This window comes from Clostridium sp. CTA-6, assembly GCF_054768115.1.
Map to the genome: position 1 here is coordinate 623,959 of NZ_BAAAAU010000001.1, position 26,078 is coordinate 650,036.

23 protein-coding genes are annotated in these 26,078 nt (G+C 28.2%); 6 read left to right on the plus strand and 17 right to left on the minus strand.

Going from position 1 to position 26,078, the window contains the following annotated elements; translation table 11 throughout:
- Nucleotides 1–27: 27 nt before the first annotated feature.
- Nucleotides 28–1,803, minus strand: a complete 1,776-nt coding sequence (locus ACYUDJ_RS02710; protein ID WP_003485612.1) for a sigma-54 interaction domain-containing protein — start codon at nucleotides 1,801–1,803, stop codon at nucleotides 28–30.
- Nucleotides 1,804–2,274: 471 nt separating this feature from the next.
- On the opposite strand from ACYUDJ_RS02710, the gene ACYUDJ_RS02715 reads away from it, so the two are divergent.
- Both ACYUDJ_RS02715 and ACYUDJ_RS02720 read left to right on the plus strand, forming a co-directional pair.
- Nucleotides 2,275–3,399, plus strand: coding sequence for a DEAD/DEAH box helicase (locus ACYUDJ_RS02715; protein WP_003485610.1), 1,125 nt, complete (start codon nucleotides 2,275–2,277; stop codon nucleotides 3,397–3,399).
- A 424-nt stretch (nucleotides 3,400–3,823) separates the two neighbouring features.
- Complete coding sequence (locus ACYUDJ_RS02720) at nucleotides 3,824–4,615, plus strand: CAP domain-containing protein (RefSeq protein ID WP_003485607.1); 792 nt, start codon at nucleotides 3,824–3,826, stop codon at nucleotides 4,613–4,615.
- Nucleotides 4,616–4,870: 255 nt separating this feature from the next.
- Here the strand turns inward: ACYUDJ_RS02720 and ACYUDJ_RS02725 are convergent, their stop codons facing one another.
- Entirely contained in the window at nucleotides 4,871–6,217 is a 1,347-nt protein-coding gene (locus tag ACYUDJ_RS02725; RefSeq protein WP_043031971.1) for an aminotransferase-like domain-containing protein, read from the minus strand.
- 148 nt (nucleotides 6,218–6,365) lie between these two features.
- Here ACYUDJ_RS02725 and ACYUDJ_RS02730 point away from each other — a divergent pair, with 148 nt between their 5' ends.
- A complete protein-coding gene (locus tag ACYUDJ_RS02730; protein ID WP_003485602.1) occupies nucleotides 6,366–7,274 on the plus strand; it encodes a DMT family transporter in 909 nt (302 codons plus the stop codon).
- Nucleotides 7,275–7,724: 450 nt separating this feature from the next.
- Here the strand turns inward: ACYUDJ_RS02730 and ACYUDJ_RS02735 are convergent, their stop codons facing one another.
- The 6 genes from ACYUDJ_RS02735 to ACYUDJ_RS02760 all read right to left on the minus strand — a co-directional run bounded on the left by ACYUDJ_RS02735 (nucleotide 7,725) and on the right by ACYUDJ_RS02760 (nucleotide 14,060).
- Nucleotides 7,725–8,876, minus strand: coding sequence for a pyridoxal phosphate-dependent aminotransferase (locus tag ACYUDJ_RS02735; RefSeq protein ID WP_003485597.1), 1,152 nt, complete (start codon nucleotides 8,874–8,876; stop codon nucleotides 7,725–7,727).
- Nucleotides 8,877–8,895: 19 nt separating this feature from the next.
- Nucleotides 8,896–9,618: an amino acid ABC transporter ATP-binding protein gene (locus ACYUDJ_RS02740; protein WP_003485596.1), complete on the minus strand. Its 723-nt coding sequence runs from the start codon at nucleotides 9,616–9,618 to the stop codon at nucleotides 8,896–8,898.
- Entirely contained in the window at nucleotides 9,605–10,291 is a 687-nt protein-coding gene (locus ACYUDJ_RS02745; protein WP_042384908.1) for an amino acid ABC transporter permease, read from the minus strand. The genes ACYUDJ_RS02740 and ACYUDJ_RS02745 overlap by 14 nt, the downstream gene beginning before the upstream one ends.
- A 69-nt stretch (nucleotides 10,292–10,360) precedes the next feature.
- A complete protein-coding gene (locus ACYUDJ_RS02750; RefSeq protein ID WP_003485591.1) occupies nucleotides 10,361–11,179 on the minus strand; it encodes an ABC transporter substrate-binding protein in 819 nt (272 codons plus the stop codon).
- 86 nt (nucleotides 11,180–11,265) lie between these two features.
- On the minus strand, nucleotides 11,266–12,546 hold the full coding sequence (locus tag ACYUDJ_RS02755; RefSeq protein WP_042384906.1) for a lactate racemase domain-containing protein: 1,281 nt from the start codon (nucleotides 12,544–12,546) through the stop codon (nucleotides 11,266–11,268).
- Between the two features lie 374 nt (nucleotides 12,547–12,920).
- Nucleotides 12,921–14,060, minus strand: coding sequence for a pyridoxal-phosphate-dependent aminotransferase family protein (locus tag ACYUDJ_RS02760; RefSeq protein WP_042384902.1), 1,140 nt, complete (start codon nucleotides 14,058–14,060; stop codon nucleotides 12,921–12,923).
- A 345-nt stretch (nucleotides 14,061–14,405) separates the two neighbouring features.
- Here ACYUDJ_RS02760 and ACYUDJ_RS02765 point away from each other — a divergent pair, with 345 nt between their 5' ends.
- On the plus strand, nucleotides 14,406–14,762 hold the full coding sequence (locus ACYUDJ_RS02765) for a hypothetical protein (RefSeq protein ID WP_460289486.1): 357 nt from the start codon (nucleotides 14,406–14,408) through the stop codon (nucleotides 14,760–14,762).
- Nucleotides 14,763–15,124: 362 nt separating this feature from the next.
- Here ACYUDJ_RS02765 and catA read toward each other — a convergent pair whose 3' ends face one another.
- From catA to ACYUDJ_RS02785, 4 genes are all read right to left on the minus strand, one after another.
- Nucleotides 15,125–15,790, minus strand: a complete 666-nt coding sequence (gene catA / locus ACYUDJ_RS02770; RefSeq protein ID WP_042385525.1) for a type A chloramphenicol O-acetyltransferase — start codon at nucleotides 15,788–15,790, stop codon at nucleotides 15,125–15,127.
- A 569-nt stretch (nucleotides 15,791–16,359) separates the two neighbouring features.
- Entirely contained in the window at nucleotides 16,360–16,572 is a 213-nt protein-coding gene (locus tag ACYUDJ_RS02775; protein ID WP_003496114.1) for a zinc ribbon domain-containing protein, read from the minus strand.
- A gap of 258 nt (nucleotides 16,573–16,830) precedes the next feature.
- Complete coding sequence (locus tag ACYUDJ_RS02780; RefSeq protein WP_003485577.1) at nucleotides 16,831–17,766, minus strand: DMT family transporter; 936 nt, start codon at nucleotides 17,764–17,766, stop codon at nucleotides 16,831–16,833.
- Nucleotides 17,767–18,045: 279 nt separating this feature from the next.
- Nucleotides 18,046–18,267: a YdbC family protein gene (locus tag ACYUDJ_RS02785; RefSeq protein WP_003485575.1), complete on the minus strand. Its 222-nt coding sequence runs from the start codon at nucleotides 18,265–18,267 to the stop codon at nucleotides 18,046–18,048.
- 468 nt (nucleotides 18,268–18,735) lie between these two features.
- Between ACYUDJ_RS02785 and ACYUDJ_RS02790 the strand changes: the two genes are divergently transcribed.
- Entirely contained in the window at nucleotides 18,736–19,149 is a 414-nt protein-coding gene (locus ACYUDJ_RS02790; RefSeq protein ID WP_003485574.1) for a hypothetical protein, read from the plus strand.
- A gap of 358 nt (nucleotides 19,150–19,507) precedes the next feature.
- Here ACYUDJ_RS02790 and ACYUDJ_RS02795 read toward each other — a convergent pair whose 3' ends face one another.
- From ACYUDJ_RS02795 to ACYUDJ_RS02815, 5 genes are all read right to left on the minus strand, one after another.
- Nucleotides 19,508–20,218 (minus strand): alpha/beta hydrolase, encoded by a 711-nt coding sequence (locus ACYUDJ_RS02795; protein WP_003485572.1) that lies wholly within the window; start codon nucleotides 20,216–20,218, stop codon nucleotides 19,508–19,510.
- A 221-nt stretch (nucleotides 20,219–20,439) separates the two neighbouring features.
- Entirely contained in the window at nucleotides 20,440–20,643 is a 204-nt protein-coding gene (locus ACYUDJ_RS02800) for a helix-turn-helix transcriptional regulator (RefSeq protein WP_042385521.1), read from the minus strand.
- Nucleotides 20,644–20,647: 4 nt separating this feature from the next.
- Nucleotides 20,648–21,043 (minus strand): hypothetical protein, encoded by a 396-nt coding sequence (locus ACYUDJ_RS02805; RefSeq protein WP_003485570.1) that lies wholly within the window; start codon nucleotides 21,041–21,043, stop codon nucleotides 20,648–20,650.
- A gap of 403 nt (nucleotides 21,044–21,446) precedes the next feature.
- Nucleotides 21,447–22,799, minus strand: coding sequence for a peptide MFS transporter (locus tag ACYUDJ_RS02810; protein WP_042384898.1), 1,353 nt, complete (start codon nucleotides 22,797–22,799; stop codon nucleotides 21,447–21,449).
- 322 nt (nucleotides 22,800–23,121) lie between these two features.
- The gene (locus tag ACYUDJ_RS02815; protein ID WP_003485564.1) at nucleotides 23,122–24,468 is read right to left on the minus strand and encodes a peptide MFS transporter; all 1,347 of its coding nucleotides are present in this window, start codon (nucleotides 24,466–24,468) and stop codon (nucleotides 23,122–23,124) included.
- Between the two features lie 496 nt (nucleotides 24,469–24,964).
- Between ACYUDJ_RS02815 and ACYUDJ_RS02820 the strand changes: the two genes are divergently transcribed.
- On the plus strand, nucleotides 24,965–26,053 hold the full coding sequence (locus ACYUDJ_RS02820; RefSeq protein WP_043031972.1) for a M24 family metallopeptidase: 1,089 nt from the start codon (nucleotides 24,965–24,967) through the stop codon (nucleotides 26,051–26,053).
- Nucleotides 26,054–26,078: the final 25 nt, after the last annotated feature.

The window sequence follows — 26,078 nt, forward strand, 5'->3', positions numbered from 1 at the left end:
TTTTTTTGCATTCTTGCAAAAATATTCTCACTTTTGCAAATTATATTTATTTAATTTTCTGTAAAGGGTGGATAAATTAATCTCTAGTTCTTTTGCAATTCTCTCTTTCCCTTTTCCATCTTCACCATATTCCTCCATCATTGATATTAATAAATTTTTTTCATACTCATAAAGTCTATCCTGTAAACTTTTATTACTTTTTTCATCTTCTTTAGATATTTTAAAGGATTTTGGTAAATGTTCATTATATATTATATTTTCCTTTGTGGTATTTACTATATATTCTATTACATTTTCTAGTTCTCTTATGTTTCCAGCCCAAGAATACTTTTTAAAACTATCCTTTACTTCCTTTGAAAGCTGTTTAATCTTTAGATTAGATCTTTCGCAAAATTTATCCATAAGATATTCACTAAGTAATATTATATCTTCCCCTCTATCTTTAAGACTAGGTAAATATATAGGTATTACATTTAATCTATAATATAAATCCTGTCTAAATTGTCCATGTTTAACCATAGTTTCAAGTTCTCTATTGGTAGCTGCTATTATTCTAACATCTACACATATTTCTTCTTTACCACCAATTTTAGTAAAACTTTGTTCTTGAAGTACTCTTAATATTTTAGGTTGAAGATGCAAAGGTAAATCCCCTATTTCATCTAAAAATATAGTTCCTCCATTGGCAAGTTCAAATTTCCCCATTTGACCTTCCCTTTTTGCCCCCGAAAAAGCCCCTCCTTCATATCCAAAAAATTCACTTTCTAATAAATTATCTGGAATAGAAGCACAATTAACAGCTATAAAAGGAGCATCACACCTTTGGCTTTCAAAATGTATAGCTCTTGCAAAAAGTTCTTTTCCTGTACCACTTTCTCCTCTTAATAACACAGTTGAATCAGTTCTAGCAATATTTTTAGCAATCAGCTTTACATTTTTTATATTATTACTACTACCCATTATATCTTCAAATTTTATAATTTTACTACTAGCAAAAAGCTTATAGGCAGCTTGAACTTCATCAATTTTTTTATTAAATTCTATAATATTACTTACCCTTTCACCTTTGAATATAATGGGACTACTTTTAATTAAAAAACTTTCATTTTTACCATGGATACTTATTCTTTTACCCTTATATTCTTTACTTAAAAGTTTAATATTAAAGTTTGATATTGTATCTTTAATATTAGTGTTTACTAATGACTTCTCTTTAATATCTAATAGTTTTTTTCCCTTATGATTAATATATTTTAAAATTCCATTGTTATCTACACACATTATACCGTGGCTTAAACTATCTATTATATGATTGGTTTCTTCAGTCTGAATTTGTAATTTTTTTATAGTATCATAATAAATAATATTTCCTACAAGTAATGTACTTAATCTATTTAAAAATGTTATCATAGAATCAAATTCTTCAGATATTATATTAAGTTGCTTTTCATTAAAAATATTTATACCAATTACTCCTATTACTTCATTCTCCATAATTATAGGGTAACCTATGGTTGCATATTCTGTACATCTCTCCTTCGCCTCACAGCTTTCACATACAGATGGATTTATCTTCTTTTCATTATCTTTTAAATATCTTTTTATATGATTGGTTTTTTTCTCTTTTATAACTAATTCAAACAAACATTTTCCTGGTATTTTATTTCCTATAAATTTTTTATACTTACCGGTGGCGGCAATTCTATTAAAATTTTTATCAATTATAGTAACATCCACCTTAAGAACTGCGGCTATAGCTTCCGCCACCTCTTGAACAGAGCCCTTTATACTATTTAAAGACACTTATATTCGTTACGTAAAACTTTTAAAATTATTTTGCACAGAAATATAATGCTTTCGTTTTAACGTAACTCCTCCTCTCTTTGTTTTCTATATCCTTTTGATACCTAATTTTATCATTAATCTTTATAAATTTTCAATTGAAGACATATTTTATTTTTATTTGTTTTTAATAAAATTTTTTCTATAATTATGTCCTATTATGAAATACTTATCTTAAATTTAAGCTTTATATAATATTACCATAACTTTAATGATAAATATTCCCCATCACATTTAACCATAATATAAGGAGACGCTTCATTAAAATTTGCTATTTTTATAATAAAATTTTATAAACCATCAATTAGAATAACAGTGACTTAAGCTGATTTCTCCCATGTTTCTTTTTATTATATTAAAAATGTGTTATACTTAGCTGATTTAACTTATAAAAAGCTAAAAATATATTTGAAAATTGAAAGGTAAATTATTATGATAAAATTTGAAGAACTAGGTCTTAGTGATAGTATAATAGATGTTCTTAAAAATCAAAGAATCATTGAGCCAACACCAATTCAAGAAGAAAGCATTATGTTAATAAAAAACGGTAATGATGTTATAGCTGAAGCGCAAACTGGAACTGGAAAAACCCTTGCATTTTTACTTCCAATGTTTGAAAATATATCTCCTGATATAAATGCAATTCAAGGTTTAATAATAACCCCTACAAGGGAACTTGCTATACAAATAACTGAGGAAGCTATGAAGTTAAAAAAAGCCAAAGATTTGAATATTTTAGCTGCCTATGGTGGTAAAGATATAGGATCTCAAATAAAAAAACTTAAAAATAATATACATTTGGTAATTGCAACTCCCGGTAGACTTTTAGATCACCTTAACAGAAACACACTGAATTTTAAAGATCTAAAAACATTAGTATTAGATGAAGCTGATGAAATGTTACTTATGGGATTTAAAAATGAAGTTCGATCTATCATAGATAATACACCAAGAAAGCGTCAGACTCTATGTTTTTCGGCAACAATGAATTCTGAAGTTAAAAAACTAGCCTATAAAAACATGCGTGACCCAAAACTAGTAATAATAGAAAAAGAAGAAGTAACCCTTAAAAATATCAAACAAGTTTTAATAGAAACCACTGACCGAAGAAAACAAGAGGACTTGTGTAAAATTTTAGATGAAGAAAATCCATTTATGGCTATTATATTTTGTAGAACCAAAAGAAGAGTTGATAATCTTGAGGAAGACCTTTATAAAAAGGGTTATAACTGTGAAAAACTTCATGGTAGTATAACTCAACCAAAACGTGAAAGAATAATGCGTTCCTTTAAAAATCTAGAAATTCAATATTTAATAGCTACAGATGTAGCGGCTAGAGGACTTGATATTACTGGAGTTACTCATGTTTTTAACTATGATATTCCAGAAAATGCTGAAAGCTATATACACCGTATAGGCAGAACTGGAAGAGCTGGTGAAAAAGGATATACATTCCTATTTGTAGCACCAAAAGATGAAGCTACTTTAGATACCATAGAAAAAGAAATTAAATTAAAAATCCCTAGAAGAGTTTTAACAAATTCTAAAGAGGATTAATGATCTTATAATAAATCTTTTAAAATAAAATCTTTTAAAATTTAAACAATTAAATGTAAAATAGGAGTATCTCACTTTAAAGTGAGATACTCTTTATTTTTACTCTTTATATAAGGGGACGATTCATGAAAATTTATTATCTTTATAATATATTTTCATAAACCATCCCTCTTTTGAAATAAAAAAGACAGCTTATTTTTATATGTAAAAGCACTTAGTTTTTACACTCATTATATTCTAAATCAACACCCTAAAAGCTTAAAGTGATGAAATAGTAAATGGAATAAGTTTGATGTTTTTCCACAACATTACCTTGGACATGCCCCTATATGTAACGTATAATGTGAAATATAAATTTTCACAAAAATTTTAAATAAATTTAAAATGTGAATCTTTAAAAAAATATTTTAAGGTAGGTGTTACAATGAATAAATCTTCCATAAGAAAACTTATGGCTACTTCAGTGCTTACTGCATTTATAGCAATGTCTAATATACAATTAGTATCTGCTGCATCTAAATACCCAGTAAATTTGAGCAAAATTACTACTAATTGTGCACAAACTCAGTCTAACTACGGCATAAAAGTAATAAAGACTTATAAGGGTAATACTGACTGCAAAAACACAAAAAATAATACAAATAATAATGTGAACACAGTTTCTCAATCTAAACCAACTAGCAGTAATACAAATAATACTGCGGACACAACTTCTCAATCTAAACCAACTAGCAGTAATACAAATAATACTGCAAACACAACTTCTCAATCTAAACCAACTACTACAGCTACTAAACCTAGTGCAACTAAACCTGATTCAAGTGTAGCAGCATTAGAAAAAGAAGTAGTTACTCTTGTTAATGCAGAAAGAGCAAAGGCTGGTTTACCAGCACTTAAAGCTAATGCAGAGCTTTCAAATGTAGCAAGACTTAAATCTCAAGATATGATTGATAAAAACTATTTTTCACATACATCACCAACTTATGGATCACCATTTGATATGATGAAAAAATTCGGGATAAAATACTCTGCAGCAGGTGAAAACATAGCTTCTGGATACCCTACAGCTAAAGCAGTTGTAGATGGATGGATGAATTCACCAGGACATAGAGCTAACATATTAAGCAAATCTTTCACTGAAATAGGTGTTGGATTAGCTAAGAGTTCTAATGGAACATCCTATTGGACTCAAATGTTTATAAATCCAGGTAAATAAACATATAAAACATATAACTAATAGGAACTGCTTTAGCAGTTCCTATTGTTTAAATATAAAACATAAAGCTATTATGAATACATTATTATAGTAGATGGGCTTCTATTTACACTATATCTTTGTAACTACATTTATGGAAATCATAATATTAAAATTTCATAATCAAATATTTTACTAAAGATGCATTTTATTTTATCTCTATAATAGTAATAAATATAGACCTCATAACTTATGGACTTAATTTTATAAGAGTATTTAAGAAATTTTTATAAGTTCCTGAATTATATCCAAAATTCCTTTCTCAATATAATCTTCTCTTACATTTGTAGCATTTAATTTAAGAATCTTTTCACTTGGAAATATGCTTAAATAGTGTCCTCTCTCTGTAGCCACAATAATAGATTTCTTTTTCAATCTATCTATAAGTCTTTCTCTATTTATTTTTTCATCCAAGGTTATATATGTATGAATACATGGGTTTTTAATAGATTTATACTGAAAAATATCACTATAAATTTCATATTGTTTTCGTAAAATTGAAGCTAAGCATTTACTTCTTAAAGAATAAGAAGCTTTAATCTTTTGTTTGTGTCTCTGAAACATACCACTTTTAATATAAATTTCTAAAGCTCCTTGAGAGAGCATGGAGCTATCTACATCTATAAGTCTTTTATATTTTCCAAAGCCCTCTAAAATGGTATTAGGAATAACCGCAACTCCTATTCTAAGTCCAGGAAATATAATTTTTGAATAACTCTTTAAATAAATAACATGAGAAAAATCACCATAGGCATATAAAGGATCAGCCTTTGGATCTTCTTCTAAATCTGCTAAATAGTCATCTTCCACAATAAATACATCATATTTTTGAGCTAGCTTTACAATAGCTTTCTTTTCACTTTGAGAATAAGAAGTACCTAAAGGATTATGAAACCTAGGCATAGTATAGAAGAACTTAATACTTTCCGTTTTAAATAATCTCTCAAGTTCATTTAAATCAATACCTTTATCCGTTCTTTTAATGCCTAGTACAGGAACATTATGAGTTTCTAAATAATCTATAAATAAATGATAACTAGGTTGTTCTATTAAGATAGTTTCCTTTTTATTTGGAAAAGTTAGTGTAGTTAGTATAGCCAAGGCCTGCTGAACTCCAGAGGTAATAAAAATATTATCTTTATTAGCAAATACCTGATAATTTGCTAAATGCTTTTGTATTACATCAATTAATGAAGGTAATCCTTTAGGTGTTCCATAGATAAATAATTCATTCTTATATATATCAATGGCTTCATTAATACAATGCTGAAAATCTAAATAGGGAAAAACCTGTGGATCTGGAGCAGAGGATGCAAAATCTAATAATATTTCTTTATTGCTATTGGTAGGATTTTTTCTCTTTACAACATAATAACCACTCTTAGGTATGGAATATATTCTGTGCTGCCTCTCTAATGCCTCTAAAGCTTTTAGAATAGTACTTTTATTGCAGGAATATATCTTAGTAAAATCACGAATAGAGGGTAACTTATCCCCATCTTTATACTCCCCCTCTTGAATTAAACTCTCAACATGATTTAATATTTCTAAATATTTATACATATATTTCCACCCCTATATAAAATCTGTACCGGTATAGATAGCTTTTATTCTTATTGTACTACAACTAGTAATCTACTAACATATAATTATACTCTAGAGTAAAATTTAAAACTTATAGCAAGATATAAACTTAGGAGGAATGTATACCATGAAATTTTCACATAAAAAAAAGGCCTATGTTTCCGCTATCTTATATTCTATTATAATAGGTTTCTCATTTTTATTTTCAAAAATAAGCTTAACTTTTGCAGATCCTTTAGATACACTAGCTCATCGTTTTACTATATCCTTTATATTTGCTTTTGTATCTGTTTTATTAGGATGGATAAAATTAGATATAACTAAAAAAGATATTCTTTCTATTCTGCCTCTATCATTATTTTATCCAATTATGTTCTTTGGTTTTCAGATTTTTGGACTAGTTTATATTGCTTCTTCTGAAGCAGGAATTATCCAAGCAACTATTCCTATTTTTACAATGATATTTTCAATAATATTTTTAAAGGAGCGTCCTAGTATATTACAGAAACTATCAATTCTATTATCTGTAGCAGGAGTAGTGTATATATTTTTTATGAAGGGAGTAAATTTAAAAAGTAATATATTTATAGGTATAGTTCTTATTCTGTTATCTGCCCTTTCCTCTTCTGGTAACAACGTACTAGCAAGAAAAATGTCAGGACAATATAAACCTATATCCCTAACTTATACAGTAATTTGTATAGGATTTGTGTTTTTTAATATTGTGTCTATTATTAATCATAGCTTAAATGGTACTCTTAATCTTTACTTTAAACCCTTTACCAATCCATTATTTATAGTTTCAATATTTTATTTAGGAATATTATCTTCTCTTGTTACATCCTTTTTATTAAACTACTCTCTATCTAAAATAGAAGCTTCTAAAATGAGTGTATTTAATAATCTCTCCACCTTAATAACTATGATGGCAGGAGTAGTATTTCTGGGAGAAAAATTACAATACTTTCATATAATTGGTTCATTTATGATTATACTTGGAATAATTGGGACAAATTTGGGAGATAAGATGTCTTAACCCTTATGAAATTAATATAAAAAATTACATTCTAATACAATGTTATTGAAGATAAATCAATAAAACTTAAAAACATAGATTTAAAAATTTTATAAACAATCTTTTTTATTAAACTTAAATTTAGTATATTTAAAATACCTTTAGCCAACATAATAAGTTTATAACCTTCTTTATAACAGAACAAGACAACCCCTTTTGAAGTGCACCTTAAAATATTAGATTTACCTCTAACTTTTGGTTACACTTCATTTGCGGATGTCTTTTTTATTTATCCTATAACTACCCGCTCTAATACTCCCATCGCACTCTGTGAAAGCGATTCGCACCAAATCGACGATTTGGACTCTCTGCTTTTCTTCAAAGTGAGAATAAAGAGCGGGTACGTCCCTGGATAACCATTTCCTAAGCTTTAGTGGGAGTAAATACTTCCTCTGAAGCCAAGAAATCTGTTTATAGTATTTTTTCAATTCTATCAAAAGCTTGCTCTAATTCTTCTAAACCTACTGTACAAGCAATTCTTATGTATCCTTCTCCATACTTACCAAAGGCCTTTCCTGGTATTGCTACTATATGAGCTTTATTTAATAAATCATCACAAAATTCTTCAGAGCTTTTACCTGTTTCCTTTATATTTACAAATATATATATGCCTGCTTTAGGTTTAAAAGCACTTAGTTTTGCTATGGATTCTATCCTATTATAGGCATATTCCATTCTTTCTTTAAATTCTTTTTTTATTTTATATACAATATTATCTCTATTTTTTAAAGCATATATGGCAGCTCTTTGAGAAATTGTAGGAGCAGAAAAACATATACCTTCATTAATGTTTTTCATAGTATTAATTATATAATCTGGAGCAGCTACATAACCAATTCTCCACCCAGTCATACAGAAATCCTTTGAAAAACTACCTAAAGTTATGGTTCTCTCTTTCATCCCATCTAGGGAAGCTATGGAGCAAAAATCCTCCCAATAAGTAAATCCATCATAAACCTCATCGGATATTATAACTAAATCATTTTCTATGGCTATTTTAGCTATTTCTTTTAACAATTCCTTAGGGAAAAATGCACCAGTAGGATTATTAGGGGAATTTAATACTATAGCTTTTGTTTTACTGTTTATTAATTTTTCTAATTTTTTAGGGTTTATATTAAACTCATCATCCTCTAGGGTTTCAAATTCAATAAATTTCCCACCTACCATCTCTATTTGTTCCTTGTATGGAGTAAAATAAGGAGAATGTACTATTACTTCCTCACCAGGGTTTATAATGGATTGCAGAGCTAAATACATACCATGACAAGCTCCTACCACTGCCATAATTTCATTTTCTTTAAAAGTTATATTACGATCTTTTTTATAAAAATTAATAATTCCCTCTATTAATTCTTTATCCCCTGTTGGATCTGAATATCTAGTATATCCCTTTTTTGTATCCTTAAAAGCAGTCTGTATAATAGATTTATCCGTTATTATATCTGGATCTCCTAAGCTTAAATCAATTATATCTTCAAACTTCTTTTTTAAATTAGCGGTTTCTGACATTAAATTATTTTCATTTTCTTTATACTTATAGGCTAAAAATTTATTTTTCATAACATACTCCTTTCCTAGACTAAATTATTTTACTTAGAAAGTCCTTTGTCCTTGAATTTTTAGCATTGTTAAATATATCCTCCGGTGTGCCTTCTTCTAGTATTTTCCCTTCATCCATAAACATGACTCTATCTCCAACTTCTTTTGCAAAACCCATTTCATGAGTAACTACCACCATAGTCATACCCTCTAGAGCCAAATCTTTCATTACATTTAAAACTTCCCCTACCATTTCTGGATCTAAGGCTGAAGTAGGTTCATCAAAAAGCATCACGTCCGGTTCCATAGCTAAGGCTCTTGCTATGGCTATTCTCTGTTTTTGTCCCCCAGAAAGCTGAGAAGGATAAAAACTTGCCTTATCCTCTAGTCCTATTTTTTTTAGAAGTTTTATAGCAATTTCATTAGCCTGTTCCTGTGAAAGTTTTTTTACCTTTATTGGAGATATAGTTATGTTTTCCAAAACAGTCTTATGTGGGAAAAGATTAAATTGCTGAAAAACCATACCCATTTTTTCTCTTACCTTATTAATATTTGTTTTTTTACTTGTAATATCTTCACCTTCAAATATAATAGCTCCCTCTTCCGGACATTCAAGTAAATTTAAACATCTTAAAAATGTACTTTTACCTGAGCCACTAGGTCCTATAACTACCACAACTTGACCCTTATCTATATGAGTATTTATCCCCTTTAATATATGATTCTTACCAAAACTTTTATTTAAATTCTTAATTTCTATCACTTACTCTCATCCTCCTTTCAGCTACTCCAAGTAATTTTGACAATGTAAAAGTCATTATAAAATACATTACTGCAGCTACAAGTAAAGGTTCAAAGGGTTTAAAAATATTTCCTCTAACAGTATCTGCATTATACATAAGTTCATGTATTCCTATTATAGATACTATAGATGATTCTTTAATTATTGTAATAAACTCATTTCCTAAGGCTGGTAAAATGTTTTTAAAGGCTTGAGGTATTATAACATTTTTCATTGCCATAGATTCTGACATTCCTAAACTTCTTGCAGCTTCCATTTGTCCCTTATCTACTGCTTGGATTCCAGCTCTTATTATTTCTGCCACATAGGCTCCACTATTAATAGATAATGCTAATATCCCAGCGAAAAAGTCTGGAAAATTACTTCCCAAAATAGGAACCTCTGGAAAGTTTATACCTATAGTTGGCAATCCATAATATATTATATATAATTGCACTAAAACCGGAGTTCCCCTTATAAATTCAATATAAGATACAGCTATATATTTTAATACTTTATTTTTAGATAATTTCATTAAGGATAATAATAACCCTAGAATAGTTCCTATTACTACAGTGAAAAATGCTAATATAATAGTGTATTTTGCACCATTTATAAAAAATGAATAATATTTACTTAAAAACGAAAAATCCAAATTACTCCCCCCTTATAATAAAATCATAAAAGATAATGATAATTCATTATCCTTTATGTTTTAAGTGTATTATTCTACTTGTTTATTGGCATCTGTAACAAATTTGTCAATGCTCTTTTCTTTAATAAGTTTATCTAAAGTTTTATCTATAGCATCTACTAATTCCTTGTTACCTTTTTTAACGGCTACAGATGCACCCTTATCTTTATTTTCAAATTTAACATTTGAAACTGCTAAATCTTTACCATTGCTAGCATAAGAAACCGCTACTGGGTTTTCAAGTACTAAACCATCAACTTTTTTGTTCTGTAATTCTAATACTAAATCAGTAACTTTACCTAAAGATTTAATTTCTGAATTTGTCATTTCTCTCTTTGCTACTTCCTCTTGTGTTGTACCCTTTTGTACTCCAATTTTCTTACCTTTAAAATCCTCTATGGATTTAAATTTATCTTTATCCTCTGCTCTAACCACTACGCTTTGTATAGCTTGGTAATATACCTTTGAAAAATCCACACTCTTTTTTCTATCCTCTGTTGGATTCATTCCCGCAATAACCATATCAACATTTCCTGATTGTAGGGCTGCTAATAATCCATCAAACTTCATATCTTTAATCTCTAATTTTACGCCTAAATCCTTTGCTATTTCTTTTGCTATTGTAATATCAAATCCTACTATTTCATCTTTTCCATTTATAGTTTTATGAAACTCATAGGGTGGATAATCTGCACAGGTACCAATAACTAATTTTCCACTTTCTTTTATTTTATCTACCTTTGATTTTCCTTCATTACTTGCAGTGTTCTTTCCACAGGCAACTAATGATATTACCATAGTTAACGAAATTATAATTGCCCCTAATTTACCTAATATTTTTTTACTCATTTCTATTCACTCCTTATTTATTATTTTCTGTATAATTATGCATATAGATTTTTTATTATGATTTATATTTGTATAAATTCTTTCAACTATTTTTGCCTATTAGAATATAAAGGTAATAAACTACTACCATCTGGCATCACATATATTTCTTCATTTTCCTCTAAAATTTCATCTATCATACTCTCATCTCTAAATACCCTAATACCTGCTTTACTAACTAGTTCTTCTTTTATATCAGATATAAGAATAAGCTCATATTCCTTTGCAATACTGCATATTAAGTAAGCCGCAAACTTTGAAACAGTAAACTTTCTTCTTAATTCCTGCTCTCTTTCTTCATTGTTATTAAAGTTATTTATGATTTCTTCTACTTCTTTATTTCCTATGCCCTCTATGCACTGTGTAAAAAGAATTATTTTTCCACCTTTTTTAACTGCTTCCTTTGCATTACTTAATGCTTTAGATGATTGATACAGGTTAATGTCCTTTGGAAATCCGCCAGCAGAAACAATTACTGCATCCTTTAGTTCTTTAATTTTTAAACCATTGTTTTCTTGCAAAAGTTCACAGCCTCTTTCAAAGGCTTTTGCATAATCTCCTGCAACAGCTTCAGTAATATTACCCTTAGAATCCATTATTACATTTAACAAAAATGAAGGCTTTATCATATCACAGGCCTCCATCATATCTAAATGCATAGGATTATTTTCTAGATTTCCACAGCTACAATTAGGATTTATGCCATTTTTATCAGGGTTTAAAACTAATGCATGATTTGCCATTATGGTTTCATAGGAACTTACACCAGGTAAAATAGATTTTCTTCCCCCTCCGAATCCTGCCATATCATGAAAAGTTATTCCACCTGTAATAATTACTTTAGTACATTCCTTTACTAGTTTATTAACAACTACCGGAGTTTTAAAAGAGGTCTCACCTATATACACCATTTCATCTTTAGTTTTAGAATAATGATCTATAATTTTAAATCTTTTATATAAGTTCTCCCCTAAAATCTTTATATGTTCCTCTTTACTTTGTTTTCTATGGGAACCTAAAGCACATAAGAAAATTATATTTTCATCTTTTATACCACTTTTTTTTATTTCTTCAATAAGTATAGGTAAAAAAACCCTAGGTTTTTGCCATAGTCTTGTTACATCAGATATCACAATGCAAAGCTTATCTTCTGGAATAACAATTTCATTTATTTTTCTAGATGCTATAGGATTTAAAAGAGCCCTTTTTATAACTTCCTCTTCTTTTTTTTGTGACAATAAATTTTTGTCTAGAATGTCCACATTATGACTAGGTTTAAACAGTATATTTTTATATTCATCCCCATACTTTAGATTACATTTCTCCAAATAAACACCCCACTTCCCTAAAATTATATGTATATATCTATCCTGTTTTTGTTTGTATATGTTAATTTTAAAAATTATACAATGAATATTTATACATGTCAAGTGCAGATTTATTCAAAAAAAGCAAAAATGGTATGTAAAAATAGCTTTAATTTTATCTCTAGAAAATAAAAAAACACCTAACAAACTTATTTCTATGTTTATTAAGTGTATTTTTTATATTAAAATTAAATTTATTTTGAGATAAGCGCTTTTATTTGTTTACCTTTAGCTTTTTAACCCTTGTACAAAATGAATTATGATTAATATAATAGTAAAAATAATAATTTTCTATTAATTGATGTGAAAAATATTTAATTATATTTCTATAATTCCTACTCCATGATTTTCTGCAAAAATGCCTCTGTAAGACTCCCTTTTAGTTTATACCCTAAATACTCTAGGCTGTTTTGAAGTGCAAATAGTGTATAGTCCATCTTATCTATATTAGCATTTTCACCCATATGACCTATTCTTATAACCTTACCTTGAAGATACCCAAAGGAACCTGCTATGATTACATTATATTTATCCTGCATATATGTTCTTAAAACTTTATCCTCTACTTCTTTAGGTAGTTCTATAACAGTGACAGTATTGGAATAACCTTGCTTTAAATAGAGCTTAAGCCCACTTTCTACTATAGCCTCTCTACAAGCCTTTGCTATATTATTGTGTCTTGATACAATATCTTTGTCCTCTAAAATATTATCCACCGCTGCCCTTAGTCCAACTATATCACTTATCGGTGGAGTATATGGAAACCATTTATTTTTATAATAATCCTTCCATACAAGAAGATTGCAATAATAAGATGCTATAGGTGTTTTTCTTTCTTCCATAACTTTAAAAGCATCTTTACTCATACTAAGGAATGAAAGTCCTGGCGGGGCTGACATACACTTTTGAGATCCTCCAAGGACCATATCTATTTTCCATGCATCCACCTTTAGTTCCTGTCCACCCATAGCAGATACAGAATCTACTACAGTTATTATGCCTTTTTCTTTAAGCATTGGACATATCTTTGATATATCATTAATAACTCCTGAGGGAGTATCACAGTGTACAACAGTAGCATATTTAAAGTTACTATCCTTATCTAGAAATTCTTTCAACTTTTCTATATCTATATCCCTTCTTCTATCTCCTTTAAAAAATACTACTTCTCCTCCATAGATTTCTACAAAATCTGCAAAACCTTCGCCAAAAATTCCATTGTCAATTACAAGAATTCTGTCATCTTTTTCTGTTAATGAAGCACAAGCTGCTTCCAATCCTAATATACCTTCTCCACTTAATATTCTTACTTCATTTTTAGTTTTTAAAAATTCACCTATTTTTTCACAGGTCTCTTTATAATAATCATAAAATTGTAAATCTAAATCTGGATTTGTCGTTTCCATAGCCCTTGCCATTCTAACATTCTCTCTTACCATAGTAGGTCCTGGTGTCATAACATATGGTACCTTCATAAAATCAACGCCTCCTACTTTCAAACATATCTAAGTAGAATTATATTCCATTTATTCTATAAACTAAAGTGAACCCATACACTATTAAAAATTTTATCCGATGACTACCCGCTTTAATACTCCCATCTTCTTCAAAGTGGCAGTAAAGAGCGGATACGTCCCTGGATAACGATTTCTAAGCTTCACAGGAAGTAAAAACTCTCTCTGAAGCCAAGAACTCTGTTTATATATTTCGCTATAATATTCATTTAATTAAATACATGTATAGGACTTAATGATATAATTGACATATATAAGATATACTCTAGTGAGATTATATATATTTCAAAGAAAGGATTTAGTATAATGGAAAAGAGAAAAATAATTACTATAACATTTCCTGCATTGCTTATGACCATAATAACCATAATTTCATTTCAAAATATGCTTAATTTCAATGGTATAGATTTTAAAGGTATATTTATTATTTCATTAATTCTTTTATTTCCTATATTATTTATAATCCAAGGAATACTATGTGCTATAAGCCATACAAACATATTTTTATCCTTTGGAGTGTCCATATTAGATTTTATAATATTAATGTTTGTTTATATGAATGAATCTGCCTTTATTTATAATTTAATTTATTTAACTTGTGGAATAATCGCCTATTTAATAACTAAATCTATAAAAAAAGCCCTATCATCTAAAAATTATTAATCCATAGTGCTTTTAAAATGATATAAGGGTATCTCAAAATAAAAATAGCTTTAATTTTAATATAGTAAATATAAATAATACATGTAATAAACATATAAATGAGCTTTAGTAGTTCTTAATTTGACGTAATTAAAAATTTAATTCCTCACAGGACGTGAGGAGCCAGTAGTGAAGCCAGAGGAGGTTGCCTCTTTTACTGGGTAAAAAATTTTTAATGGAGTCAAATTTAGAACTACTTAGCAAAATGAATTGTTTTATGAATGTATTATTTATATTTACGGTTTCAAAATTAAAGCTATTTTGAAACAACTTCATCTTTAGTCTATAATAAATTTTCATGAGCCATTCCCTTGTTTTTCTGCTTATTTAATTATTAGCCACTCTTTAAAATTATGTGCCATAGCTTGCAATTCATTTAAAAATCTAGTTACATGATAACCATCACAAACTGCATGATGCATCTGCAGAGAAATAGGTATTAAGGCTTTAGCACTCTGTGCAAAATATTTACCATAAGTGATTATAGGCAAAAGATATGGATATTCTCCATCTGAATAAACATTAAGATTAGCTCCTGTAAAACTAAACCAAGGAACACAAGAAACAGGGAAGGTATTTTTAGGCTGATTTTCTTTTGCAAAAAGCTTTTTTACATTACTGTATTTTTCTATATCCTGAAGACAACTATTATAAAATGTTTTAAAGTCATCAGAATACTCTGTCCAAATGTTGCTAAAGGTCTCATCATCCTTATGAAATATAGTAAAGGAAGGACTCATACTTTCCCAATAACCTAAGTTTCTTTCTTTATCAAAGGAAGTACGTAATTCTTCATGGTTGTTTACTATTTTTGAGGTCATATAAATTAGGATAGGATATAATTTTATATTATTTCTTTTTACTTGCATAAGTAAATCTGTAATTTCAATATTAGCAGTCATGCTATAAGTACATTTAATATTATTCATATAGTAATCAAAATAAGGTTTTCTACTCCAATTTTCTTTATCTATGAAATTAAACTTCACAAAATCAACTCCCACTCATATATCCTGTGCTAAGTATTATAACCCCCTTGTAACAACATTTTATACTTACACTATATATATGCAGTATAATCCATTATGATTAAAATGTTAAATCTGTTAAACTTAAATTCATATTATTTAATTAAATACTTATTTTAAAGTATAATTTTCTTATTTTTATTTATACTATTTATAACAAGAGAGAGAAAATGTATAAGTTAAATCATAAAAGAAAAAGTCTTTTGTATTTATTAAATTTTGTATTTATTAAGTTTTGTCTCTCTCTCTTGTTATACCAATCTTAAACTTAATGATAATTTCCTATATAGTTCTCATCCCCATAATCCTTTAAGATTTCATATTTTTTTCAACTGTATGTTTAGTTCTTTTGAATACAAAAATACTCCCCTTTCTAATAGAAGATTTTTATTTTGTAATCTACCTATCTTAAGAGGAGCATATGACTCTAATATGGTATTATGGTAAATATTGTTTTGCTTACTTGTTATATTAAAAATAGATATTATATTAAAGATAATAACATCTATCAAAATAATATACCTAATAGACTAATTACCTATAAGAAAATCTAAAACATTCCATCCAGCTGAAGTTTGTGATTTGTACAATTCTGTATAGCCGCATCTTTTACAACTAATAGTTGTAAATTTTTTATTTTGTACATCAAATAATTTCGCGAAATTTCCTCCTGTTGCCTGAAATTGATCTGACTCATATCCTCTATTTCCGCATTTAGGACAAACGTATTGTTGTTTTTCCATGTTGAACCTCCTATTTAACTTATATATAATCCTAAAATAATTATACCATGTAATAAAATACCTAATCATAAAATTTTACTTAAATTTTCAAATAAAAAATTAAGCTAAATATAATAAAAATTATAAATTCATATAGGATTCTTTAGTTATTCTTTAAAATGTAGCTGATGATCTAAAGCATAAATCATAATCCATTTTAAATACTTTGATGTAATAATACTACCAGTAACTACCCTTCCACTAATATGTAAATTTAAATTAATCTATGTTTACATCCTTAGAATTTTCATTTTTATTTGATTTACTTTTTAAAAAGCTTAGTTTTGTTTCAGAAGTAATTATAGCAATAAATATAATAGCGCATCCTATAATCATATTTACAGTGAAAACATCATTTAAAAATATAACTGCCAAAATAGCCCCAAATACAGATTCTAAACAAAGAATTATTCCTACATGATTAGGATGAGTATATCTTTGAGCTATATTTTGAATAAAAAATGCTAACATAGTGCTAAAAAACACTAGATAAAAAATAGCACTAAAGGCACCTTTGCTAACTCCTGTAAATTTAGGCTCAAATATAAGAGCACATATAAAAGATAGTATGCCTGCAAATATCATTTGAATTACTGAAAGTATAATGGGATCTGATTTTTTTGCAAAATGACCTACAGCAACAATATGGGCAGCAAATAAAACAGCTCCTATTAATGTAAGAGTATCTCCTATATTAATGTTAAATTCAAAACCTTTAGTAATAGTCAATAACCCTATTCCTATAAGAGCCAATACCGTTGATACTATAGTATAACAATCTGGCTTGGTTTTATCTACAAACCAAGCGAAAAAAGGAATAATAACAACATATACTGCAGTTAAAAAAGCCTGTTTACCAGCAGTAGTATATTGAAGTCCAATGGTTTGAACAGCAAAACCTCCAAATAAAAAAATACCAATAATAACTCCATTTACAATGTCTTTTTTAGTTATTTTTATCATTTGTTTAAAAAAGATTAATCCTAAAAGTAATCCTGCACAAATAAATCTAATAGTCATCATATAATAAGGAGTAATACTATCTAATGCATCTTTAACTGCAACAAATCCACCACCCCACATTAATGCAACTAATAATAGGAATAAATCTGCTATTAAACTTCTTATTTTTCTATTTTTTACATATTTACTCATATTAGCCCAATTCCTTTCAAATAATATGCATTTATCTACATAAATAGTATACTATTTATGTAGATAAAATCAATAAAACTTATCTAACATTTAGAATATTATGATTAATTTACTAAAACATCTACAATAAAATAAAGTATCTCAAAATTTAATATGTTTTAAGATACTTTATTTTTAATATATAATTTTATATTTTTCACTTATTATCTTCATAATTGTAAGTAATCATTATATTTCTAACAATATAATAATATAATGATACAATATTTATACCAATTTTTACAATTCTAAATTATTTAATATTTCTTTTAAACTCTTTAATTCCTCAATGGATAAAGTAATTCCTTTCCCCATTTTTTCATGTTCTGGTGCCCAATCCCTTAAATCATATTTAGCCTGTTTTCCATTCCAACTAATAAGATTAAGCTCTTTTGTCCAGCCCTTTGGTGATTCTGAAATAACTCCTAGTTTATCTTTTATTTCAAATTTAATATCTGCCATTCTTGTTCCTCCTCTTGTATAAATATGGAGAACATTCTCCTAAACATTATTATAATACATAATTGTCTTACTGTTATAGTTATTTTTTCAATCTTATGTTAACAATGAATATAATATTACCAGGAGATGATTTAATATGCCATGGGAAATGAAACTGCAGTTTCTAATTGTCATAAAATTAAACATACATTTCTATTTTAAATTCATATAATGAATACATAAAAATATAAACTATACCCAGTATAATCCTAAAAGCATAATATGTAATATATTTGAATAATTTCCCAAATAATATTATAATAAGGATATATTATTAAAAATGAACCATAATGTGTATTACTATTAATTTATAATATTTAAATATTATATTAGGGAAAAGGTTGTGATATTATTAACGGTAAAATCAAATCTAAGCAAAAAATAGCAATTGTAACGGGAGTAATTATAGTTTTATTTATAGGATGTTTTTTGACTATTTTATCTTCAAAATTAAACAAAGAATCTAGTCCACTTTCATTAAATGTTCATAAAAAGCATGAGCCAAGTAATTATTCAATAGAAAAAGAGAATGGTGAAAAAATTATGTGGTCAGATAATAGTTCTGGAAATGAATATAAAGTTTCTTATAAAAAATTTAATGGTACTCAAATAAAATCTTTATATGTTTCTAAGGGTGCTGAACTTTCATTTAAATTTAATTCTAAAGTAGAAAATGGGAATTTAAAAATACAAATAAAGGATGAAAATGAAAAAATCCTAGCTAATGCAGCAACAAATAAAGAAGATGCTAAAAAAATCAAGGTAAATTATGATGGTAAGTTATTCATACATGTAATTGGGAAAGATACAAAGGGATTTTTTAATATATCCTATAATCAATAATACTTAAGCATAGAAATTATAAATAAGTTAAAATTGAATTCTTTATTAAAAAAATAAAGAAACTAAATTTTAGAATCTGTGAAAAATTTTGTGTAAACATGGAATCTGCCAGAAATTAGGTTTGTCAAGAATTTTATGTAAATATCCATATGAATTTTAAAATTAATATGTTAAAAAATAACTAGATATACGTATTGCTAGACCTAAACTGCCCCCTGTTTATATAACAGTGGGCAGTTTTTCCTAAATAACGTTTATTATTGAAAGCACTACTTTAGTTCTTTTTTGATTATCATTACATATATATAATAACTTTCTAATTTTTGATTTTAATTATTTAGCTATTAGTATATTATCTTCATTTAATATAAATCTGTGTTCTTAACCAGTTTTTAAAGAAGCTAATTTGCTTTTCTGTATGAAAATAATGTCCTGCTTTATTCATTGTTTCCAAATCACAGTTAAATCTTTTTGCAAATGCAGATATTACTTCAAACTCACATAAATCATCTTCTGCTCCATAAAGAATTGAAGTTTTAGTATTCCAAGTAATAACAGGATGCTCTTTTACATAGCAATAATAATCCCAGTAAAGTTTTTGCCCAATAGGTGTAGAAATTTCTTTTTCTTCTTTTAATCTATCTTCACTTACACCAAAACAAGTCATCATATTATTTATAATAGCTTCCATATTTACTACAGGGGAAAGAAATAAACTTTGCTTTAAGAATTTATGGCTATATGCTAATAAACTAAAGTATGCCCCCATACTACAAGCAAATAAACTTATATTATTTGATAATGTTTTTGCATAATCCATAATTATATTAAGATCTTTGACACAGTTTTGTACCTTACAGGGATAATTTTTATATTTACGTTCACCATGTTCAGGCAAATCAAAGCTAATCACTTGATACCCCTTAGCTGTTATCTCTTCTACAAATGCAAGAATTATTTCATCTTCCTTATTTGACATATTCCCATGCACAGCTATAAATAACTTATCTGATTTATTACCCCATAAAATTGCAGGTATGTTTTTTATTTTTAAATTTTCTCTTATCATCATAACTTTCCTCCATAAAATATAAGTGAAAATATAATTTAATTTATTTTCTATTAAATTATAAGCCTATATCAAATGATTTATCTAGTTTATAAATAATTCTGTAATAAAGTTGTCCAAAACTATAAGTGAATTTATTTACACAAAATAAATAAGCTAAGGCATTAAATTAATATTTCTAGTACCTTAGCTTATTGTTTTTTTTATTTTTAAACTTCATCTTAATCCACAAATTGAAATACTTCCTCTACTGATTTTCCAAATACTTTAGCTATATCCATAGCTAATTTTAATGATGGATTATATTTTTCATTTTCTAAATGCCCTATAGTCTCTCTTCTTACTCCTACTAACTTTGCTAGCTCTTCCTGCTTCATGTTATGCTCTTTACGAAGTTCATGAATTTTTGTTTTTAATCGTGGCATATTATTAGTCACCGACTTTCTCATAAAAAAGGAAAAATCCAAATCTTAGAAGACTCATTGTACCTACTAAAAAGGGTAATATTAATTCTAAATCTACTATCAATCCTCCTGAACCAACACCGAATACTGTAGCAAACAAAATGCATGTATATATAATAATAAATGCATTAGAAGATGCTCTTTTTTTATTATATTCTGCCATTTCATCCTCTATTTCTGCTTTAAAAAGCTGTGGAATTATCATGAAAACAGTATCAAGTATTAAAATCGCAGAAACAGCTGTACTAATGGCACTAGCATTAAATTTAAGCAGTTCTGCAATTCCAACTAGAATCCATAGTATGCCACAACATCCGTTTTCAAAAAAATCCTTTGTCTTTAAATTCATTACTTTATTCATACTATCCCTCCATGTTATATAATTATAACTTATGTTATAATTATATAACATGGATTTGGCATTTTCAATACAAATATATACATTAATTCACTTATGAGGAAATTAATTAGAAATAGATTACCTTATAATTCATTATTATCAAAGCAAAACATCCCACCATGTGAGAACTTTTAAACTAAACTTTAAATTGTACTGCATATATAACTAATAAACCTTCCAAAATACTTATGTCCATAGATCAAAAAAGAAGCCATTATAAACAATGACTTCTTCTCTTTAATATTTTATTTTTCTTAATCTTTTACAAATGAACTATTTAATTTATTATATAATTATTAAAAAATTATACCATTTACAATAGTAATATCTACAATTGTAAAGTATGCAAGTGGATTTTTGAATTTTAATTTAAACTTACAGAATTATCTTCTACAACTTTCTCATCTATAACTAAACTATTCAATTTTCCATCTAATGCCCAAAGAATAATACCACATACAATAGCAATTGCTGCTATTACAAAATATGTTGGTGCAAATTTAAATTTTAGTGTAAATTCATATACATATCCATAGGATTGGCCTGCAATAAAACTAGCAAACACCCAAACACTCATCATACCTGTTAATAATTTACCTGGAGAGAATTTACTTATAAATGAGTTTCCAAGTGGTGAGAATACCATTTCACCAAGAGCTAATACAATCCCAAATACAACAAGCCAAGCAAGAGGTAGAAGATTGTCTCCTCTTAAAACATCTGCCATTGCAAATATTACATAAGATAAACCTAGAAGCAACATACCTAAAGCAGTTTTCTTAAACATACTCATATCACCTTGAGGTCTTTTAGCTAATTTTTCCCATACCTTACCAAGGATTGGTCCTAATACAATACAGCATAATGCATTTAATGAATCAAACCACGCTGTTGGAACCTTAAAGCTACCTATCATCCAATTAGCTAGTCCATTATCTCCAGCCCAGTAGAAATATACAGGCATATATGCTAGTTGCCAGAATATCCAGAAAATTATAGAGAAGAAAGATATTAATATAATAGCTCCAACTCTTTTCTTTTCTATTGTTGTAAGAGGTTTATTTTCTTCTTGTTTTGTTTCTTTTACTTCTTTATGTTCATCAATTTTAAATGGTTTTTTACCTGCATCCCCTAAGAACTTCCATCCAAATACAAACCAAGCAGTATTAATAAACATAACAATTGCACAAATTAAAAAACAAAATGAGTATCCTATAGATTCTCCAATTAGTCCTAAAACTGTTGTTCCAATAAAAGAACCAATATTAACAAAAGAATATTGTGTAGAAAATGCACTGTCCAAATCCTTTTGATTGTCAAAAAGTCTACCTGTAATACCACTTAATTGTGATTTAAATAAACCTGTACCAATTGCAACTAATATAATCATTGCATTAACCATACCAGCACTTGTAGCCTTCCATCCTACTAAGTAGCCTGCTCCCATTATCATCATTCCCGTTGGAATAAGGTATCTAGCACCTATTTTACGGTCAGATATAACTGATCCAATAAGTGGTGCAAAATATGTCCATGCAATTAAGTTAGCAGACATTTTTGCGGCATCTGCAGGAGTAAGACCAAGACCTCCTTGTATTATTGAATGAGATACAAACATGGCAATCAACCATTTTGCTGAATAAAATGAAAATCTTTCCATAGTAAACGCAAGTGAGCATACATAAAACCCAAAAGGTCTTTTACTTGTGTTTTCCATTTTTTATTCCCCCTTAAAAAATTAATATTACATGTGTATTTGAAAAACCATATGCCTCCATCTTTTTCAAGATAATGCACAATAGTTTTAAACACCAGAATCAAAATATCCCCCTTAAACATACTTTTTTTCCATATATATTAAAAATATAATATATTATCCATCCATAACATATAATAACACAAAATTTCCCATAGCAAAAGAAAAATTTTAATAATTGTGAAAAATAAAAAAGTTATAAAAAAAGAAGCCATTGAAAAACAATGACTTCTTTAAATAAATATTCTATAAAATTTCATATTAATATAAATTTTTACATTGATTAAACAGCTTCGTTTAATGGTTCTTCCTCTTCTACAACTAAGCTATTCAATTTTCCATCTAATAACCAAAGAATAATACCTGCTCCAGCAGCAATACCTGCTATTACAAAGTAGGTAGGTGCGAATTTAAATTTTAGTGTAAATTCATATACCCATCCATAAGATTTAGCTGCAAAGAAAACAGCAAGTACCCAAACACTCATCATGCTTGATAATAATTTAGGTGGCGCAAATTTACTGATGAAAGAGTTTCCAAGTGGTGAGAATACCATTTCACCAAGAGATAATACTATACCGAATGCAACAATCCAAGCAAGTGATGCAAGATTACCTCCTCTTGTAACATCTGCCATTGCAAAGATTACATAGGATAAACCTAAAAGTATCATACCTAAAGCAGTTTTCTTAAACATGCTTAAATCACCTTGAGGTCTTTTAGCTAATTTTGACCAAACTCTACCAAGAATTGGTCCTAATGTGATACATGCTAATGCATTTAATGAATCAAACCAAGCTGTTGGAACTTGAAAATTACCTATCATCCAGTTAGCAGCTGCATTATCTCCGCCCCAGTAGAAATATACAGGCATATATGCTAAATACCAGAATACCCAGAAAATTACTGAGAAGAAAGATACTAATATAATTGCTGCAACCCTTTTCTTTTCTATTGATGTAAGTGGCTTCTTTTCTTCCTTAGTTTCTTTTGCTTTTACTTCTTCATGTTCATCAACTTTGAATGGCTTTTTACCTGTTTCTCCTAAAAACCTCCATCCAAAGGTAAACCAAATTGCATCAATAAACATCATTATTCCACAAACTAAGAAACAGAAAGCATATCCCTTAGTTCCTACAAGTACACCGATAATTGTTGTACCAATGAAAGAACCAATATTAACAAAAGAATATTGAACAGAGAAAGCACTATCTAATTGTCTTGGATCATCAAAAAGTCTACCTGTAATAGCGTTTGTTTGACATTTAAATAAGCCTGTCCCAAGAGAAACTAGGACAATCATTAAGTTAACCATGCCAGCACTTGAAGCTTGCCATCCTACTAAATAACCTGCCCCCATTAAAACCATCCCGATTGGAACAAGGTATCTAGCACCTACAAAACGGTCGGATATAAATGCCCCTATTAATGGTGCAGCATAAGTAAATGCAACTAAATTTGCAGACATTTTTGCTGCTTCTGCAGCAGAAAGACCAAGTCCTCCGTCCGCTATTTTAGCAACTACGAATACTGCAAGTAGCCATTTTGCTGAGTAGAATGCAAATCTTTCAAGTGTGAAAGCAACTGAGCATACATAGAACCCAAATGGTTTTTTGTTTGTGTTTTCCATTTTTTATTCCCCCTATAAAAAATTAATATTGCGTGTGTATTTTAAAAACTATTTCCCCCTCCTCTTTTTACAGAGGATATGAAATAATTTCAAATACCATATGGTATCCTTTTCTTTTTTATTTAATAAAAATAAATATTTAGTAAAAATTAAAGTTAAATTATATTTAAATTGTTTTTTAGTATTACTATACCAACATTATTTATAATTAAAATAAATTTATTCTCTTAAAGCCTGTATATTGTACATTAAGCGCAACATCATGTTATAACATTAAAATTTATTTTATTACACATATACTAAAAAAATATTATTTTTCATCATTATATCATATAATATTCTAAAAATCTCTATAAAAAAATAAAAAAATTAAAAATTTTTAAAAAGGAAAGATTTAAACTAATTCATTGCAATAATTCTAGTATCTTCATTGACATTTGTAGACAAGCATATTATTATATTAGTATTTAATAACTAAATATAGGAGGGATTACCTATGGATATAAATAAACTGAACAGAGTATTAAAATCTATGAAGGAACATGAGATTCCACAAATGATTATCTCTGATCCCACAGCTATTTTTTATTTAACAGGAAAGTGGATTATTCCGGGAGAAAGATTATTAGCATTATACTTAAATGTTAATGGAAATCACAAAATTGTTATTAATGAATTATTCCCACAGGAAGAAGATCTTGGCGTAGAAATAGTATGGTACAACGATATTCAAGACGGAGTTGAAATCTTATCTAAATTTGTAGAAAAAGATAAAGTTATAGGTATCGATAAAGTATGGCCATCTAAATTCTTATTAAGGTTACAAGAACTTGGTGGTGGAAGTAAATTTGTAAACGGTTCCTTTATTGTTGACTATGTAAGAATGATTAAAGATGAAGAAGAAATCGCTATCTTGAGAGAATCTTCAAGATTAAATGACCTTGTAATGGATGAATTGATCCCATGGGTAGGAAAAGGTTTATCTGAAAAAGAATTAAATACTAAAGTTCGTGAAATTTACAAGAAACATGGTATTAACGAAGTATCTTTCGATCCTATTACAGCATATGCTAAGGGAGCAGCAGATCCACACCATGTAACAGATGATACAAAAGGAAAATATGGTGACTGCGTTATCCTTGATATTGGAGGCTTCTACAAAAACTATGCTTCTGATATGACAAGAACTGTATTTATCGGTGAGGTTTCTGAAAGACAAAAAGAAATCTATGACATCGTTGTAGAAGCAAACTTAAGAGGTATTGCTGCTGCAAAACCTGGCAACAGAATGTGTGACGTAGATCTAGCTGCAAGAAACTACATTGAAGAAAAAGGATACGGAAAATATTTCACACACAGAACAGGACATTCCTGTGGTTTGGAAGACCATGAATTCGGTGATGTTTCTTCTGTAAATGAAGATATCATCAAACCAGGCCAATGTTTCTCTGTTGAACCAGGAATTTATCTTCCGGAAGAGGGAATAGGTGTTCGTATTGAAGACCTTGTTATCACAACTGAAGATGGTTGCGAGGTATTAAATAAATATACAAAAGACTTAATTGTTGTTCCTGAATCCAAATAAAGATAAAGAAATTGGTTAAAATTTT